The 17,451-nt window shown below is 36.5% G+C and carries 9 protein-coding genes; 4 read left to right on the top strand and 5 right to left on the bottom strand.

What is annotated here, in order from left to right; genetic code table 11:
* The 4 genes from B2906_RS13705 to B2906_RS13690 form a co-directional block, all read right to left on the bottom strand.
* A partial coding sequence (locus B2906_RS13705; RefSeq protein ID WP_286940476.1) for an IS1595 family transposase occupies positions 1–610 on the bottom strand: 610 nt, incomplete at its 3' end.
* Between the two features lie 586 nt (positions 611–1,196).
* Positions 1,197–2,219, bottom strand: coding sequence for a hypothetical protein (locus B2906_RS13700; RefSeq protein WP_219956372.1), 1,023 nt, complete (start codon positions 2,217–2,219; stop codon positions 1,197–1,199).
* 342 nt (positions 2,220–2,561) lie between these two features.
* Entirely contained in the window at positions 2,562–3,722 is a 1,161-nt protein-coding gene (locus B2906_RS13695; protein WP_219956371.1) for a DUF4221 family protein, read from the bottom strand.
* A gap of 66 nt (positions 3,723–3,788) precedes the next feature.
* Positions 3,789–4,028: a hypothetical protein gene (locus B2906_RS13690; protein WP_219956370.1), complete on the bottom strand. Its 240-nt coding sequence runs from the start codon at positions 4,026–4,028 to the stop codon at positions 3,789–3,791.
* A gap of 1,538 nt (positions 4,029–5,566) precedes the next feature.
* Between B2906_RS13690 and B2906_RS13685 the strand changes: the two genes are divergently transcribed.
* From B2906_RS13685 to B2906_RS13670, 4 genes are all read left to right on the top strand, one after another.
* Complete coding sequence (locus B2906_RS13685; RefSeq protein ID WP_255590330.1) at positions 5,567–6,019, top strand: hypothetical protein; 453 nt, start codon at positions 5,567–5,569, stop codon at positions 6,017–6,019.
* Positions 6,012–6,968: a nucleotidyl transferase AbiEii/AbiGii toxin family protein gene (locus tag B2906_RS13680; RefSeq protein WP_219956369.1), complete on the top strand. Its 957-nt coding sequence runs from the start codon at positions 6,012–6,014 to the stop codon at positions 6,966–6,968. Before B2906_RS13685 ends, B2906_RS13680 begins: the two co-directional genes overlap by 8 nt.
* A 755-nt stretch (positions 6,969–7,723) precedes the next feature.
* Positions 7,724–8,521: a hypothetical protein gene (locus B2906_RS13675; protein ID WP_219956368.1), complete on the top strand. Its 798-nt coding sequence runs from the start codon at positions 7,724–7,726 to the stop codon at positions 8,519–8,521.
* The gene (locus B2906_RS13670) at positions 8,521–11,682 is read left to right on the top strand and encodes a DEAD/DEAH box helicase (RefSeq protein WP_286940453.1); all 3,162 of its coding nucleotides are present in this window, start codon (positions 8,521–8,523) and stop codon (positions 11,680–11,682) included. The genes B2906_RS13675 and B2906_RS13670 overlap by 1 nt, the downstream gene beginning before the upstream one ends.
* A 372-nt stretch (positions 11,683–12,054) precedes the next feature.
* Here B2906_RS13670 and B2906_RS13665 read toward each other — a convergent pair whose 3' ends face one another.
* Positions 12,055–16,335, bottom strand: a complete 4,281-nt coding sequence (locus B2906_RS13665) for an NACHT domain-containing protein (RefSeq protein ID WP_219956366.1) — start codon at positions 16,333–16,335, stop codon at positions 12,055–12,057.
* Between the last annotated feature and the right edge of the window lie 1,116 nt (positions 16,336–17,451).

The following is a 17,451-nucleotide window of genomic DNA, read 5'->3' as shown; positions in this document are numbered from 1 at the left end:
CCACAAACTGTTTCACCGAATCACTGGTCACATCCTTAAGTATTTTCATTTTGAAAAAGCCACAATGGCTTCCTTTCTTACCCGAATCAGGATCTTCCAAAGGAGTGGATTCGCAAGCTACTGCAACAATCGCCTGTTTCTGACTACCCTTTCCTCGCTTTAGCTGTTCCTGAACTCTTTTACGGGTTGCCTTTTCTACATAGGCCTCGTCGTATTCCACCATCCCCTTGAGCAAATAAAGACCATCCCGTTTGCCCATGACTACTCTAATCTTATTCATCAGACTGAATGCTGTTTGGTATCGTTTAAGTCCAAGTTGTCTTTGGAACTCCAAGTAAGAAAAGCCTTTCTTGGTAGCTGACATCAACAGAAACGCAGTAAACCAGGTATGCAGCGACAGGTTGCTGGGCTCCATCACCGTTCCGGCTTTTAAAGAAGTTCTCCTTCGACAAACACTACATTCGAAGAACTTCCTGCCCGAAAACCAATAGTGCTTAGGGAATCCCTTACAGATTTTGCAGTAAATCCCTGCTTTTTGACGATAGTTTTTCAGAAAGATCTCACAACTTTCCTCATTTGGAAAGTGATGGATAAAATCTATGATATTCATGGGCTTTTGTATTTTTACACAAGTACCGCTTATCTTAATGACTACGGAAACTAATGTCACTAACTGCCTAAGAATATTTGGCTACGTGCATGATTCCGAACAGTCATAAAAAAAAATATTTCGGTTTAGGTTTTAAGGAAATAGAAGAAAAAAATTTTTCCTTAAAATTGGAAGCGGTTTCAAAGGTCGTTCAGTCTTTGGCAATGGTAGCATTAAACTAGTAGCCACTCTTGTCTAAAACCAATGATCTGTGTGAAGAAGTCTTGCCTCTGTCACGGATGCTTATTTAGACAAATTTATCCCATTTTTGAAGAGGAGGTTTCGGATAAGCTTTATCTCATGACAAAAGGTTATTTTTTGGGTTGCTATGAAAAATTGGGATTTGAATTGGTGGAAAATAGAGTGCAATCCCCGGTCAAGAAAAAAATATGGTATCCATCCGACGAAGCCATATTTTAAATTACTATGTATGTTGGAAGGACGAATATCTTGTTCCTTATTAAATTCCTAAAATTCCAACTCTTATCCCAAAAAATTCGATTTTTGTATTTCTATGCCTTGTACGTAATTAATCTCATTTCCACTATTAATGTAATTTGATTTGATCAATATTTAAAAACTCTATTTTAGTTAGACCTATTGAGTCCTGAAATCTATAGGGATTGTTATATTGATCAAAAGCTACAATATCACGATTTAAAAATCCAGACCTTAATAAGGTTCCTGATAAAGTATAAATTGAAATGAAGTATTTAAATGAATGATTATCTTCTGATCTATTAAGTAATTTTGAAATTTTATAAATTTTGTCATCTAGAGCAAAAATTCTTTCTATCTTATTAGGAGAAATTATCGAATCTGTTTTTAGGGAATCTTTGTTTATTAAATTGTTATGAATGAGCTTTTTAGTCTCTATTTTTATCTTAAATGAATCGGAATTTTCAATACTTTTAAACTCTAAATCCTTTGTGTTTGAAGTAAGAATACTATAGTTGTTTTTAATTGACATAAGAAAGTAATCCTCAAATGAACCATTAAAAGTTATGGCATCTTGATTGAATAGCTTACATTCAGAAAAAATAAACCTATAAACCTTAAATGAATTACTTTGCAAATCATTATGACCGATTAATAGCTCACCATTATCTAAAAAAGTATGTTTAGTATTATGCATAAAAAATGAGGGACTATTAATACAACTTTTAGATTCCGTGAAATTGGATAAATTGAATTCCACAATTTCTTTATTAAAAAAAAGGAATAATTTGTCCTTTTTTTGCAATGAAAATAAACAAACATTATTTCTCGTTCTTATACCGTTAGATTCAGAAGAATTTGAGTATGATTTTTTGAAAATTTGCTCACCTTTTCTATTAAAAATCAAAATCATTGACTCGCCAGGTTTAAAAACAATTAAATTAGAGTTGTGAGTATAAAATTTTGGAAAGGAAATTTCGTTGATATTTTCCGTATTTGGAAAAACAGAATCGAAATCAAATAAATATTCATCGGATAGAATTTTTGGCTCATCACATGATACGCCTATAATTCCAAAGATAAGAATTCCCAAAATAAACGTTTTAAGATTTTTCATTCTAAAATGAGCCATTCACCTTCCTGAAATTTCAGAATTGATGAATTTAATATATTATAATTTAGTGAATTATTTGTAGAGTCATGAAAAATAGGCGTTGTTGTAGGAAAGGAGTTTTTAAATAGCTTAAATTTCACTTTATTTTTTGTGGAGACTAAAATGTTAATATCTTTTCCTGATATATAACTCTTTGAATATTCAACTGCCGACAAGAAACAATTTGAACAGGCATCTAGATCAATAAAAAGTATGTCATTTTTGTTTCCCATATTAAAATTTTCAACATAGTCAGTTAAAGAATTTTTATCTGGAACGGATGAACAGGAACTTATTATTAAAAAGCCATAAAAAAGCCATTTAAAATTCAAAGATATCATATTGGACATATTCATCAGAGAGACCTTCATAATCTTTGTTTGTAAGTGGGATATACAATCCATCAATTGCTACGAATGAAGAATAATGAAAATATTTATTTGAGGGAAATTCAACTTGTTTTATTAGATTGAAATTATTATCATAAACCAAGACTGCAAACTTATTTTTGCTATTATCTTTGGTAGATCGATCTTCTTCGGTTAGATTTCTTTGGATTATAAAAAATCTATAATAAACATCTCTATATTTATCGTAAAGTAATCTCGCGTAAGAATTTTGTGAAACTACAAATTTATATTGTTCATTAAATGGATTTCCAGGAGGAAGTTCAACAAATCCTTGAAAATCGGGTGTTCCACATAACCTTTTACTAATGAGTATATTGTTTGAATTATAGATGTAAATGGTATCTGAAAGTGGAAAGCTATAAATTGTTGAATCTCCCTTAATTGTTTTTAAGGTGAATGAGTGGTGAGATGTAGCAATTTTTGAAAAGTATTCATTAGGGTATTTAATATTAGAAATTGGACTTATTGTATCCGATTTCAAATCCCATTTGAAATTTGTAATCACATCCTTTGGTAAAGGATTATATATGTCGACATACATTTGAATAGTTGAAAAATATATATTTCCGTCTCTATAAAGGCTAGGATTTGAGGGAGAGGTAATATGATTTAAAATATATTGACCTTCTTGCGCCTCCTCTAAAACATCATAAATTTTCCCTTTTTCATCAACTTTTTTCCCAACATTGTTTATGAGCAAAGTTCCATTGAAATTATATTGAGGAAATATAAAAATCGAATCCTCATTATGGTAAAAAAAACTGTGAGCAATAAATCTCGTGTCTAGACTCAAATCATTAATACTTATCCTTTTTTCTAATTTTTTGTTGCCAAGATCGTAAAAATCAAGACTATTATATATTTTATTTAGATTTATCAGAAGTTCTCTATCATTTTCGTCTTCAATCACCTGTATCCAATTGAACTGATACGTCGATACGGAATCAAGGGAAATACTTATTGACTCTTTGAGATATTTTTTGTATTGGGAAGAATTTTCTGAATCTTTGTTAGTGGTGCAAGAATATATTAAAAATAATATAGTTATGTTAAGATATGTAGAAATTCTCATTTTCTATTAGGATTTGAAAAATTATGGAGATAGAAAACCTTCTATCTCCATTTAAATTTAGTCGACTTAGTTAGGATATGAGCCTTCACATCCTGTGTTTGGACCTGCACAACCTCCAAAATCAGTTTCTGTACTAAAAATATAAGTTCTTCCGTCACAAACGTATACATCTGGACCTCCAGGAGAATATGAGGCGTGACAGCTTCCCCCTCCTTCTCCTCCTATGTCTGCAAATCCTTGACTAAATCCAAAAATGGTTGTAAGTCCTAAAGCGAAAACTAGAGTTACTCTCTTAAAATGTTTCATAGTTTATTAAAATTAAGTTCACGGCAAAAATTGTTTTATTTTCAAATAAAAAAAACGTAAACGAATTTTTTTTTTATTTTTTTTCGGGGAAAATTTAATCTACTATTGCGAATAGGAGTTTCTTTTTTTGCTTTGAACTAAATCCAAGAAATTTGAATGATTATACCGACTCAGAGCTTTCTTTGTTTCGCTCATTTTGGCATTAGAAATTCTTTGTTTTTCTACAGGGACAGTCTGCATACGTTCAATCTTTCCGCTATTTTGGATTTCACCAGTTCTGGATATTTGTGGCTTAAACAGTGAACAATTGATATCATAGGTGAATTCTTCGAACTGTATTTTCATATAATTTGTCACCATTCACCAGTCAAAGGTGAATTTGACCCAATTAATAGTCATCAGTCCAATTATAACACCTCACTGAGGAGTAACTTTCACCCAACTTTCAGTCATTCCCATTTCCTGGTTTACAACATCAGCTTTCAGCCAGCCCACTATGTATATTAGAATCTACTTTTCTTTGGTATAGTTTTCTACTGCATCTAGAACCTCATCATAGGATATTTCTTTAAAGATTCCATTGATATCTATATCCAATACTCATCCTATTTTGCTGCATCACCTTATTGCAGACTGAATGGCCACTTTGGTATTCCGTATTGGCCGGTAACCTTTAGCTGTAGGTGAGAAAAGCCAGTAATACTATATGTTCCATTTAGATTTTGACCCCCTTTTATCCAACCCTTCTGACTATGAAACTGAGACACCCAAAATCAAAAGACGAACATTTTTGCTAGTTTTTGTTTGCCTTCGTTCAAAAGTAAAGTTTTTCAATTTTTTTTACCTGAAGATTTAAGTTGAATTTCAACGGTTTATATTCCGGATTCAAGGGGGGGTAGAAGGGGGGGGATGCAAATCCTACCCAGCATCCAATTGAACTTCAGAGATGATTGGGAAGAAATACGATAGTGGGGGAAAAGCCTAAATATTTTGCGACAGTCTTTTGATCCATGAATTGGTTTGTGTGGATCATCTTGAAAATTGCCTGTTAGGTAAAATTCCTTTCCAAGCCAAATCGTCCCCAACTCTAACCTAGTAGAAGTAGGAATACAGTCTTATATAAGACCAGTAACTAAAATGAAAAGGGGGGTTATCCTGTCTTAAACAAATTGGTTTAATAAAGAAGGGTTAAATGTCGATTTGGTTTCGTCCTGAAGGCCAAAATAACATAATGAGCCTCCTTGCTTTTTGAAGACAACATTCAATTTCAAGATTTAAATTGCTAATGTAACAGTAAAAATGCAGCTAACACGGAATGTAAATTAGTGGCTTTTTACTTTTTTATTTGCATGAATTTTTAATAAAAAAATTGACAAAAAGTCAGAACCGTGGTATATTTGGGCATTATGGATACCTTGCAAAAATTAAAGCGTCATTTGCGTCGGGGAAAGGTGTATCGCCGTTCTGATCTAGAACGGTGGTCTAGTTCTGTGGATCGTCATTTGAAACAACTTTTGAACAATGGGACTTTGCAAAAAATGTCGCAAGGGGTTTACTATTATCCAAAGGAAACGGTATTCGGTGCAGCTCCACCGGACGAGTCCGCTCTTGTTCGATCTTTCCTGAAGGATGATGAGTTCTTAATCACCTCTCCTAATGCCTACAATGCACTAGAGGTAGGTACTACACAGCTGTACAACAAGCGTGTCGTGTATAATCACAAACGTCATGGTGAGTTTGATCTTGGCGGGCGGAAGTTCTTTTTCCACATGAAGCCCCGGTTTCCAAAAAAAGTAACTCCTGAGTTTCTGCTGGTTGATTTAATCAATAATTTGGACACCTTAGCTGAAGACAAAATGGCTGTACTTTCAAGAGCAAAAGAAAGGGCAGCAAAGCTTGATCCTGTAAAATTGAAACGGATAGTTTATACTTACGGAGGCTCACGGGCAAAGAAAGTTTTTTTACCAATCGTAGAAGATCAACATGCCTGAACAATATCTGCATGAGCGCAAAGACTTTATTGATCTTCTGAGAATTCTTGAAAAAGAAACGGGCATCCAAATCCAATTGATAGAAAAAGATTATTGGATCATGCATGTACTGCATGGCCTCAAAAAGCAGGGATTTGAGTTCGAGTTAAAGGGAGGGACGTCCCTGTCTAAGGGGTTCCAGATTATTCATCGCTTTTCTGAGGACATTGATATCCATATCAAAGCTCCTGCTGATTTGGGAGTGAATGAAAACCCAAAAAGCGATAAGCCCAAAGCCATTCAATCGAGAAAGGATTTCTATGACTGGTTGGCCAAAAATATTTCGATAGATGGGGTCATTAATATCAAAAGAGATGCTGATTTTGACGATACCGATAAATACAGAAGTGGTGGAATCCGCCTGTTTTATGAAGCCCAGACAGGTTACTTAGAGGGTATAAAAGAAGGTATTCTACTGGAAGCTGGCTTTGATACCGTTACTCCAAATACTCAGCTTCTGATTAGCTCTTGGGCGTATGATAAAGCTTCGGAAAACTCTAAAGTTAAGATTATTGACAACAGGGCTTTTGATGTGGTTTGCTATCATCCAGGATATACCTTTGTTGAAAAACTCCAAACAGTAGCAACAAAGTATCGGATGGAACAAGAAACCGGAATTAAGAAAGCTAATCTGATGAGGCAATATTATGATTTATATTGCCTTTTAGAAGTTCCCGAAGTTTTGGAATTCATCGGCACTGAAGCTTATTTTGAGCATAAAAAAGCTCGCTTTCCTAAGAAAGACCTTGAAATTCCTATTTCAGAGAATGAGGCATTTCTTCTTATCAATCCTGATCAAAGATCTGATTTTGAGACACGGTATAAGGCCACAGAAGCCTTGTACTATAAGGGGCAACCGCAGTTTGGTGATTTGCTAGAAAGAATAGCTCAGAAAATTGAGAAGCTATAATTATTTTATATGGATATACGCTTTCTTACCAGTATTGATAAAAATACGGCCTATTGTTTGCTAAAAGGATCAGAATCCCGAAGCTTCGCCTGCTTTGGCTGGGTCTACTGTCTTCCTTCTCAATGAGTAAAGGAGATTTGGCCAATAGTAAGATTCCGGAAAATCATTTCCTATATCCCTCGCCAGATAATTAAAAAAATCTAATTTCAAAATGGTTGGATTGGGTAGGACACAATAGGCTTAAACCAGAAGAGGCTTATAGTCCCTATCCGGAGATGGGTATACCTTGTGATATTTACCCCTCTTCCTATTCAGCCATTGTCCGGATCAAGATCTTTTTCCCACATCAACTAAAAGTAAGATTCAACGAGATAGAATCCCAAGCTTGGATGTTTCCTATGTTGATAAAGTCAAAATTAATAGCGTTTTAACCTATGGAATTGATTTTTCCCCCAAAAAATACCCCATACAGGGTATTTTTTTTATATCCAAAAATCCTTTTCTTACAAAGGTCTTTTATTTCCTGAATGTAAGCCAACTCTTTTCTTGATCTTATCTTTCTCTACTTTCCCTCGGCTGTGAAGGAGGGAGGAGATCAACTATTAAATTTCACCAATTGACAATGAGTAAATCCTATCTCATTTTGTATTTGATTTTTAGATGCCTTAAGAAAGAGGTAAGTTTATGAGTTCTATCAGACAAAATAGAGATATTATCTAGAAAAACTTTATCAACACATTGGTAATTAGTGTTTTATGAATATACTTTTTGAAAACATTGAGAGTCTGAGTAGAAATTATCAAGGGATTGCCATAGAAGAGGAGGATTGTCGACAACACCTGCAGGGCCCCGTCATGGAGAACCTGCAAGACCGTGAGGAATGGCAAGATTCTTTAGATCGGTTAAGGGCGCTGAGGGATGAAACAGGGTTTGATGCAAATGAAGGGCTCATGGCTGATATTCAAGCATTAGAGAATGAAGAAATACAAGTTCAACAGTTCCGGGTTGGAGAAGCTTATGCGGAGGTAATTTTAGAACAGGAATTTGTTTGCCGTTTTCATTGGAATGAGAAACGGGATGCTAGAAATCCAAAGGGGAATAAAAACGGAGCAGACTTAGTCGGATTTATTGAAGTTGATAGTCAGGTTCTTTTCCTTTTTGGTGAGGTTAAAACTTCTTCCGAAACAGCCAATCGTCCCCCTCAAGTTATGACTGGATCTGGTGGTATAGAAGGCCAGTTGAGGGATATATACAATGACAGGCGCAAAAGGCAAATTTTGATCAGCTACCTTCAAAATAAAATGAGACATTTTCCGGCTGAACACCAATTCAGGACAGATTTCGATGCTAGTTTTAGAGCTTATTATAGTATGGATAATTACCATCTTGTTGGTGTTTTAGTCAGAGATGTGGAACATGATGAGAGGGATGTTTCCTTAAGCTATGGTAGGTTAAGAAGCCATGTTTTGGAACCTAAAGGCATAAAACTTTTGGCGATGTACCTTCCCATTCCCAAAGAGGATTGGGGGCAGATCATAAATAATAAAGATTAATGAGCATACAAGTGAAATATAACTATCTCGAACAAGCATACCCTGATATGCTTGAGGGGATCGGTATGCTCATTCAAAAAGGAAAGCTAGCCAATCGGTTTGATCAAGTAAACTTGACAGATGGGGATTTGGCACAGCTAGAGAAGGCCAAGGAATTATGCGAGTTAAGAATTATCGAGCTTTGGGATGTTCGGGACTCTGCTGAATTTAAAGCTTTGTGCTCCGTTTACTTCGATATTGCCAGTCAAATTCCGATAAATATTGAGAATGAATATTTTATACTTGAGCAGTTCAAGCTAATCGCATTCGGCTATTTGGGAGAGCATTGGCACTTTGTAAAGCAGTATCTCAAAGGACTTGACGGTCAAATCCAATCGCTGGAGCTTGGAGAAAGCTGGAACAATAGAATTTTGACGGTTTCCTTCAAGGCAATTGTTCATTTGGTCAAAAAAGAGAATTGGCGTGACATAAGTCAGGCAGTAGAGCTTATCAATCAATTAAGAAGTGAGCAAAACCAGTTTGAGAATAATTTTTTAGATCAGGTAAATGAGGAAAGCCGCCCTTATGGAGCTGCTGAACTGGTATCCTTGTATCACTTCGCCAAGAGTATTGATATCCTGGGACAGTATTTATTAGAGGGGCGACCCTTAGAGCCTGAAGATCAGTTGCGATACCATTTACAAATTTCTGGAGAGTACGCCCATAAATCAGGCAATATTAGTTTGGGCCTATTATATCAATTTTTTGAAGCATTTGCTGTTAAAATTGTTCGGAATACAATCTGGTACAACACCAGAGGGATCAACAATTGGGTAACGACCTTCAATCGATTCATCAGTCGGCAAGAACAGGGAAGGTTTGAATTGCTCTACCCACAGAAAGAGTCCATTTTGGAAGGGCAATTGCTCAATCCTGCACATCGGGCCATTGTTGTCAATCTTCCTACATCGAGCGGAAAAACCTTAATAGCGGAATACCGCATTTTACAGGCATTAAATCAATTTAGGGAGCATGGCGGTTGGGTTGCTTATGTGGTGCCAACAAAAGCATTGGCGAATCAGGTTTACAACCAACTCAAACGGGATTTAGGTAATATCGGCTTAAGGATTGAAAAAGCTAGCGGTGCCATTGAATTGGATGGTTTTGAGCAGCACCTCATTGAAGAGAGTGGAAATCAAACTACGTTTGATGTATTGGTAACCACCTACGAGAAAATGAACCTGCTCGTCAGGCAAGGTCTCGGCACCACCACTGTTCGCCCATTGGTTTTGACTGTGGTGGATGAAGCCCATAATATTGAAGAAAAGCAAAGGGGCTTAAACCTGGAATTTTTACTTTCCACAATTAAAAACGACTGTGAGGAGGCGAATTTCTTGTTGATGACTCCTGATATTTCCAACTCCGAGGATGTGGTAAATTGGCTCGCTGGTGATCGAGGACAGGTAATCAATTTGGAGTTGGATTGGTGGCAGCCAAATGAACGAGTGATCGGTGCCATTCAGGTAGAAGGAAGAGGAAGGGACTATGATTATCTTCTGAAGACCCTCCATACAGATAAGGGTACATATGAAGTTGGGGACGCTATTCCTTTAGGAAAAGGAGATTCTGCAGAAACAGCCTCAGAGGCGAGAGGGTCAAAAGTGAAAATCACGAAAGCTGTAGCCGCCAAATTTCTAAACCTTGATTCTCCAATTATTGTCTTAGCATCTGACCCCAACGAAACCTATAGTATTGCGGAAACTCTCTATGAAAAATCCATTGATGACTTTGCACAGGATGAGGATGTCGATTTATTGATGAAATTAGTTCAAAGTGAACTGGGGGATAATTTTCCCTTAGCTAGGTTTTTAAAAAGAAGGATTGCCGTACATAGCGCTGCATTGCCCGATGAGATTCGATTTCTGATTGAAGATTTGATGTCCAATGAGAAACTGCAGGCTTTGGTTGCTACTACCACCATTGCACAAGGAATCAATTTCCCTGTATCAGCTGTGATAATGGGTGCTTACAATTATCCATATTCAGGACCTATGCCAGTCCGTGATTTCTGGAATTTGGTTGGGAGAGTGGGTAGAGCCGGTCAAGACACTATGGGCTGGGTGGGGATGGCCGTTAGAAATGATAATGATTTACAAGAGGTTTCTACCTATATCACATCGGCCTCTGGGGCATTATTATCACAATTGGAGAAAGCTATCGACAATGCTTTAAGACATGCTGATTTTGGCTTTGAAAGGTGGCTTTTTGTTGATGAAAGATGGTCTGCCATCCTTCAATACATATCGCATCTCAGGAAGCAGATACAAAGTCAAGAACTCTTTTTAGCCCAATTAGAACAAAAGTTGCAGGGAACTTTAGGCTACCGGCAGTTGCCTATTGATAAGAAAAACTTTTTAAGAGATAATATTAGAAGATATGCGAGTTCTATTTCCTTAGCTGATGCAAAGATGTCAGATGCAACAGGTTTTTCATCAGTTTCAGTAAGGCAAATGATTGGCAAACTGGCTACATCAGGAATTTCTCCAAGTGATTGGAATAGAAATCAACTTTTTTCAGAGCAAAATCAAAGTATGCAGAAACTCGTAGGCATAATGTTAAGTACCTATGAAATAAAAAAATCAATAGAAGAACTAAGTTCCGGAGAAAGATCCTTAGACCAATCGAGTATTGCGAGAATGATCATAGATTGGGTTAATGGTCAGAATATATCAGCAATAGCACATAGGTTTTACCCAAATGAAGATATAAACATAGCTATTCAAATGGCGACCAAGGCTTTGTACAAAGTAGTGGCAAACTCAGCAACTTGGGGGCTAGCTGCTATGCAAAAAATGCCAACAAGCGGTGTGGATTGGGATAGTCTTTCTGAGGTTGATAAAAAACGGATGGCTAATCTCCCTGCTTACCTGCACTATGGTGTCAATACAGACGAAGGGGTGCTGATGAGGAAAAACAATGTCCCGAGAAGTATTGCCAACAGGATTGGTCAATTATATAATACAGCTGTAGAAGGGGAAATATTTTCTCAACCATCCGATTCTGTAAGCAATTGGCTGAGCAGTCAAAGTCTGGAAACATGGGAAAGTGTGCGACCTGCTGGATCAAGACTAAGCGGTCAAGAATATAAACGAGTTTGGGAAAAATTGAATGGTATAAATTGATGCTAAACTTAAATTAAGAAAACTAATTAGAGGAGAATATCTTCAAATGCTTTCTGTTTCCTTATCCTGAAAACAAGTCCGGATGGTCCAGAATTTCTGAATCTAATTTCGCTCGATCACCTTCTCCTTAAGGAAAAGGAGGGATGAGATAGGAAAGCCAATTACAAATGGGTAAGGATAGTAGGTGGGATTGTAAATGACTCCCAGTCCAATTTATGATTTGACTACTCCTAGATGGGAAGCCAATTGAATTTGGTTGGAAAATATGGGTGATATTACAAATCCTATCAAATCAAGTCAGAGGTTCGACTACGCTCGGATCGGAGGAGAATCCTCCCTTAATCCTAACATTTTCGCAGTGTTTTCTATATTTTAATTCAATACCTTTTCCATGGCTTCAAGTGCTTTATATCTTATTGAAGGAATACCAAGAAGTTTATCGAAACAGTCTAATGCCGTCTTTTGCTCTTCGCGGTATTTAAAAGGCTCAAGCCTTAGTCTGGAATAAATTGCTAATACCAGGACCAATGGTTCATCACCAAAATAAGCCTTTTTACTCATATCAACTTGTTCCGGAATATTCATTTTTACAAGTAAATCCAAACATTCTTTTGGATATAAAGATGAACACTCTGTCAAAAACTCCAACAGGTATCTTGGATCGTTACTGAATTGATCGGTAGCAATATATTTTTCCATGAAGCTGTAAAGCTCTCCAAAGTTTTCAATTTTAAACACCCTTAGCACTAGCCCAGAAAATTCGTGAGAAAGATCGAATTCGCTATGTGACAAACATCTTTCCAAAACTTGCACTGATCGCTGATCAACTATATCATCCTTAATCAAAAAACTTTCTGCTACCTCGATGGCACATTCTATCGCTTTCTGGCCCAGCCCCATAAAACGGTCATACATTTTGAAATCATTAATATGATCAAAGAGCCAGCTGTTTACAAAAAAGTAGCATTTATCATATAATTCTTCGTGCAATAGCATTTCTTCAAAATAGAAACCCATTCTATCATGGAACTTATTGTTAAAATACTGTGCAGGATTGATGGAACATTCTAATACCCGTGAATCTTTTTGGGCGATAAGCTTCTTGAAAATTACGAAGGAACGTTCGATATCAAAGTGGTTCAAGTAGGCAAGATGAAACATTACACCTGCCAGAATTGTAGTTGATGGATTATTTTGGGGATCAATAGCGAATTCAATCGTAGAGAGCACGTCCTCCTTGTAGTTTGGATAATCGAACAGGTAAAACAAGTTATAAATCGCTGATCCTCTTGGTGTATTGATAAAATCTGAAATCGGATGATTAGGGTTTAGCAAATCATCGCGATATCCTTCTGATTTGGCAATTCCAATCAAGAAATCCTTGATATCTTCAGTAACCTGCTTCGTGTCGATTAGGTATTTAATATGCCAAGTAACATAAAGAGTAAATTCTCTGTTTAAGGATAGCTTTATTTCCCTTCTAACAAGGTTGGCGACCTCTTTAGGGTCATATTTTGCCTTGATCAATGCAGATATACCATGAGAGATGTAACGATAAGATATACCCTTTTCATTAAACAGCTGCCCAATAAAATTACAGAAATGTTCGGGACGCCTTTCCACCACGCTTTCAAAAGATCTAGAATGCTCAAGTAAACCTCCTTTGAAAAAATCAGCAGATTTAAAATCCTCATCAATTTTCCGCATACTTTTTAACCAGGCATCGTAACTGAATTTGTTAAAATTCGCATTCGATAATGGGGAACCTACACCCCCAAACCTACTATTGCCACTATCCAGAGCTCTGTTATGATCGATTCGTCCAAAACGTCTTTCCAATACAATATATATTAGCTTTAACTCACGATCTTTTTCCAGAACTATTTCGGGAAGTGCTTTTAAAAACAAGTACTTTTTTCGGCCGATGGTGAGGCTAAATTTCTTCTTTCCATTTTCTTCATATTTCCATATCTCATAGGGATGGGTGATATTTAGTAGTAGTTTTTTAACCCTTTGGTATTGCCTTAGATCAAAAAGAGATATGGCTTTAGCAATCATTCTGCGAATGTTTAGCTGAAAAAAATCATCTTTCCCCATCAGACCATTCTTGGCTTCGATGATCAATAGTAGTTGGTAGATTTCCTCAATAAATTCACTACTCCTATCCCGCATCAATTTTGTTAAAAGAGTGAGCAAAGCAACATAGTTCGTCGAGGAATGTTTTTGGATAAGTTCTTTAAGTACTTTTCTTTCGCACGTGCTGTAATATTTAAGCAGGTAAAAATCTATTGATTTTTCATCTTCGCTGTCTTTATATAATAATCCGTTATCAAGCTGATAGGAGCCTAGCAGTTCGGAGGTAATTCCTAAATATTCAAAATAATAGGCGTGTTTGGTTTCTTCCAGAATTTCTAATTGAACAGAGAGCAAAAATTCAGCGGTCTTTTGAGGGTTTTGTTGATACAAATTATCAATAATTCTATCAAAGCGATGGTCGAATCTAAAATGTTTAGTACGGCTTTTTGTCTTCAATATTACTGGCTTGAGCTTTCCAAATACATATTCCAGATTAAAAGGAGCTATTTTTTTTAAAGTCTCAAAATACCAAAGTTCTGTATTCTCATCGTATAGAAAGTAGTTATCAAAATAGGGTAAAAGTTTGGCATCCCAGTTTTTGACACTCGGTATAATGTCTGCTATAAACTTATTTTTTTCTCCAAAATTGCCATTTTCTAAATGATCCAAAACAAGCTTTGCATTATGGTTGATGTTTCGGTAAAGAATTCTGAACACATCATTTTGATTACCATAAAGCAGATGATTTGAAATAAAAAACTCGATCCAACCTTTTGAATTGAATAAGTCAAGAAACAATTTCCCATATTCATTCGCTAGCATATCACATACCAGCTCTTTCTCCTTCTGCGATGGATTTTCTACAAGTCCAAGTTCAAGTATAAATAAATATTTGATATGATACCTGATCTGGTCGTGATCAATTATATTTTTATAGAGCTCTATATATTTTTTATGATCGGCCTCCCTAAGGTACTCAATAACGGTCTTGATCAAAGACCTGATATACAGGTTCTGTCCTTCCTCAAAAATATAGTCGATCAGATTTCTGTCGGAGATTACGAACCATCGAGCCAGATAATACTCATAAAATGATTGATGAAAGAAAGAAAGTTTACTTTCGTTCTGTACCAGGATTTCATGGGATACTAGATAACTTATTTCTGGTTTGAATTCTTCTAGATATTTCAGCTCAATTAGATTTGGATGCTGTTCATACATCCTTTTCACAATTGCATTTAGGCATTCGGTGAGCAATAGTTCTCTCGGGATCATCACTTGACTCCATAATTCGGAATAGAGTTTAGTCAATGAGATCCTTGACTGTTTCTGCAACAGTTGCTCTAAATTTGGAATTTTGGTGAAAAGTTCAAGATTATAAGGTATCGTAAGCAGTTCGATCAGAAGTTTATTTTTTGTTTCGAGTTTAAGTAGCTTTAAAATGTCTGTTACTTCCGTCTCAGACAACTTTCCAACCTCAATCTGCTTGATAACATGTGTGTCATTGAATTTTCTCAGATCGGCATCGTAATCAAGATCGAAACTCCGGGTCGAGATTATAATTCTTGCATTTGGCAGCTTGAGCAGTTCCTGAATAAGCTTTATATATGTCTTTAGCCATCTCCTGTCCGATGATAAGGTTTGGGACAGTGCGTCTAATTGGTCAAGTACAACTACAAATTTTTCACCTTTGTCCCGAAGTGTGTTAAAAAGTTCATTGAATGATGCTAAATCGGTAAACAGCTGTTTAGCAAGGCCGTCCAAATTTACATCATAAAACTGGTCACACTTGATAGCAAGGACATTATATTCGTTTTCATTTGCCAATTGATAATAGACATCATGCAGAATTGTTGTTTTACCAACCCCTTTTTTACCTTTTACGACAAGCATCTTTTCTAAAATCTCCTTGCCAGGCAAATCCCTCTTTACCCATGTTACAATTTCCTGAATTGCTGGCCTCTCTACATGTGCTAGCTTATTCTTCGAAAAGTAATTTTTGAGGTTCCTAACATAGTTCGAAGCAGATAAAATTTCTTGATTCAGGTCAAACTTTTTGCCGACTACAGCACTGTGAATATCTCTTACTGCGTTTTTTATTTCTATTTCAAAGGCTTCATCATACAGGCCGAAGGTTTTTAATTCATCGATAAGATCGGCTCCATCCATAAGTTTGATGCAATCATTTGGTAATCCAAAGGTGTTTATCTGCCTATGCTTCCAACTTGCCCACCATTTGTGCTCTTGGATACTTAACTTTCCGGGCAAGCAAAGTATCCAATTGCTGACCTTAAAATCACTTGAACCTATAGCAGTCTTAAAGGATTTCCTTACCTGAGCCTTTTGTGACTCCTCGATACCGTTGACAAAAAACTTGCATTGGATGACCTTTATTGGTTGGTTTTGAATATCTCCAATAAATACATCGACTCCACCGTCACCGATATCAACCCGAACCGATTTCACGCATTCCCCCTTAAATTTATGTTTGAATAGCGTAGTACAGATGTCTTCAAATTTGCTTCGGGCACCAGCTATGGTGTATCTATTGACAAGGGATACCCATTCTTCGATCATATATGTTTATAATTGGTCAATTCCCATAAATGGATTGGTAAGAACCTTTTAAATAGACCTGCAACTACAGATGGTGAGTGAGGTTTATTCAAAAATAACCAATTCAGAAAATAAAGCGAAAAAATGATTTCAACACTGTTTTTTTAAAAATCCCGCCCATTGCACTAATAGAAAGACTATGGACAGATATCCAAAACCCTCAACTCAAATCAACACCTTCACACTCCCGTCAAAAAAAATCTCCCTTCGCCCTCACTTTTTTCAATTTTACCCCAAAAAATACCCACTACCCGGTATTTTTTCTTCTCCAAAATTCCCTTTCTTAGCAAAACGAAGGGTTTGATAATCTGGCAAATCGATTGTGGGATAAACCCCTTTGGATTTCTAGTCTTAAATTCTCCACTGAATGATCGCCTTCTCTTCAAGGAAGCCTGTTCTGCAGGATTGAGGGGAAGGGAGGGATGAGGTAGAAGCAAGGAAGCTTTTGATAATCAGTGAGAGCAAACTGGAGAAGTGCCATGGGATTACCTATATTGGATTCTCCATTTCATGATCGCCCTCTTTTTAAGGAGAGGGGTGGGGTGAGGTAAATCAAAGGAGGCTCCAACCGCTCCCGAAAAACATCGACAGGAAGTAGTTATTGCTGGAAGCATGCGGGCTAGGAGAAAAGGGTAAATTGCATTCCGATGGCTATCAGGATGGAAAGGATAGCAGGGTAAGACAAGGCGTTGAAAAATCTTTTCGAATATGATTTTAGCCTTGGGCCGGGATGCAGGGCGGCCAAATCCCACCCTATCAAATCAATGATTTTACGGTGTTCTACCTGTTAATTAGTTAGTTAATTGAATTTGTTTATAAATATTTTATAGCAAGTATTCCAGGTTTTTGGGATGTTGTTCCTCATGATCCAATCCCCGTTGAGTCCACGTGGAAAAAGTTCGTCAAAAGTGCGAACGGTAAAGTAGTATCGGATATCCTTCCTTCTGCACCAAATTTCAATAACGCAGATTTTATTTTCCCGGATGCCAAAGTGGTTTGTGAACTTAAAGAAATTCAAACTGAGTTTTTGGACACAGACAAAGCCTATGTAGGTCTAGAAAAGCTTCACGAGAGGCT

It is taken from the genome of Algoriphagus sp. UBA3586, from assembly GCF_002376385.1.
Lineage (GTDB): Bacteria > Bacteroidota > Bacteroidia > Cytophagales > Cyclobacteriaceae > Algoriphagus > Algoriphagus ornithinivorans.
Note: the sequence above shows the minus strand (reverse complement) of the source record. Positions and strands in the feature narration are given on the sequence as shown.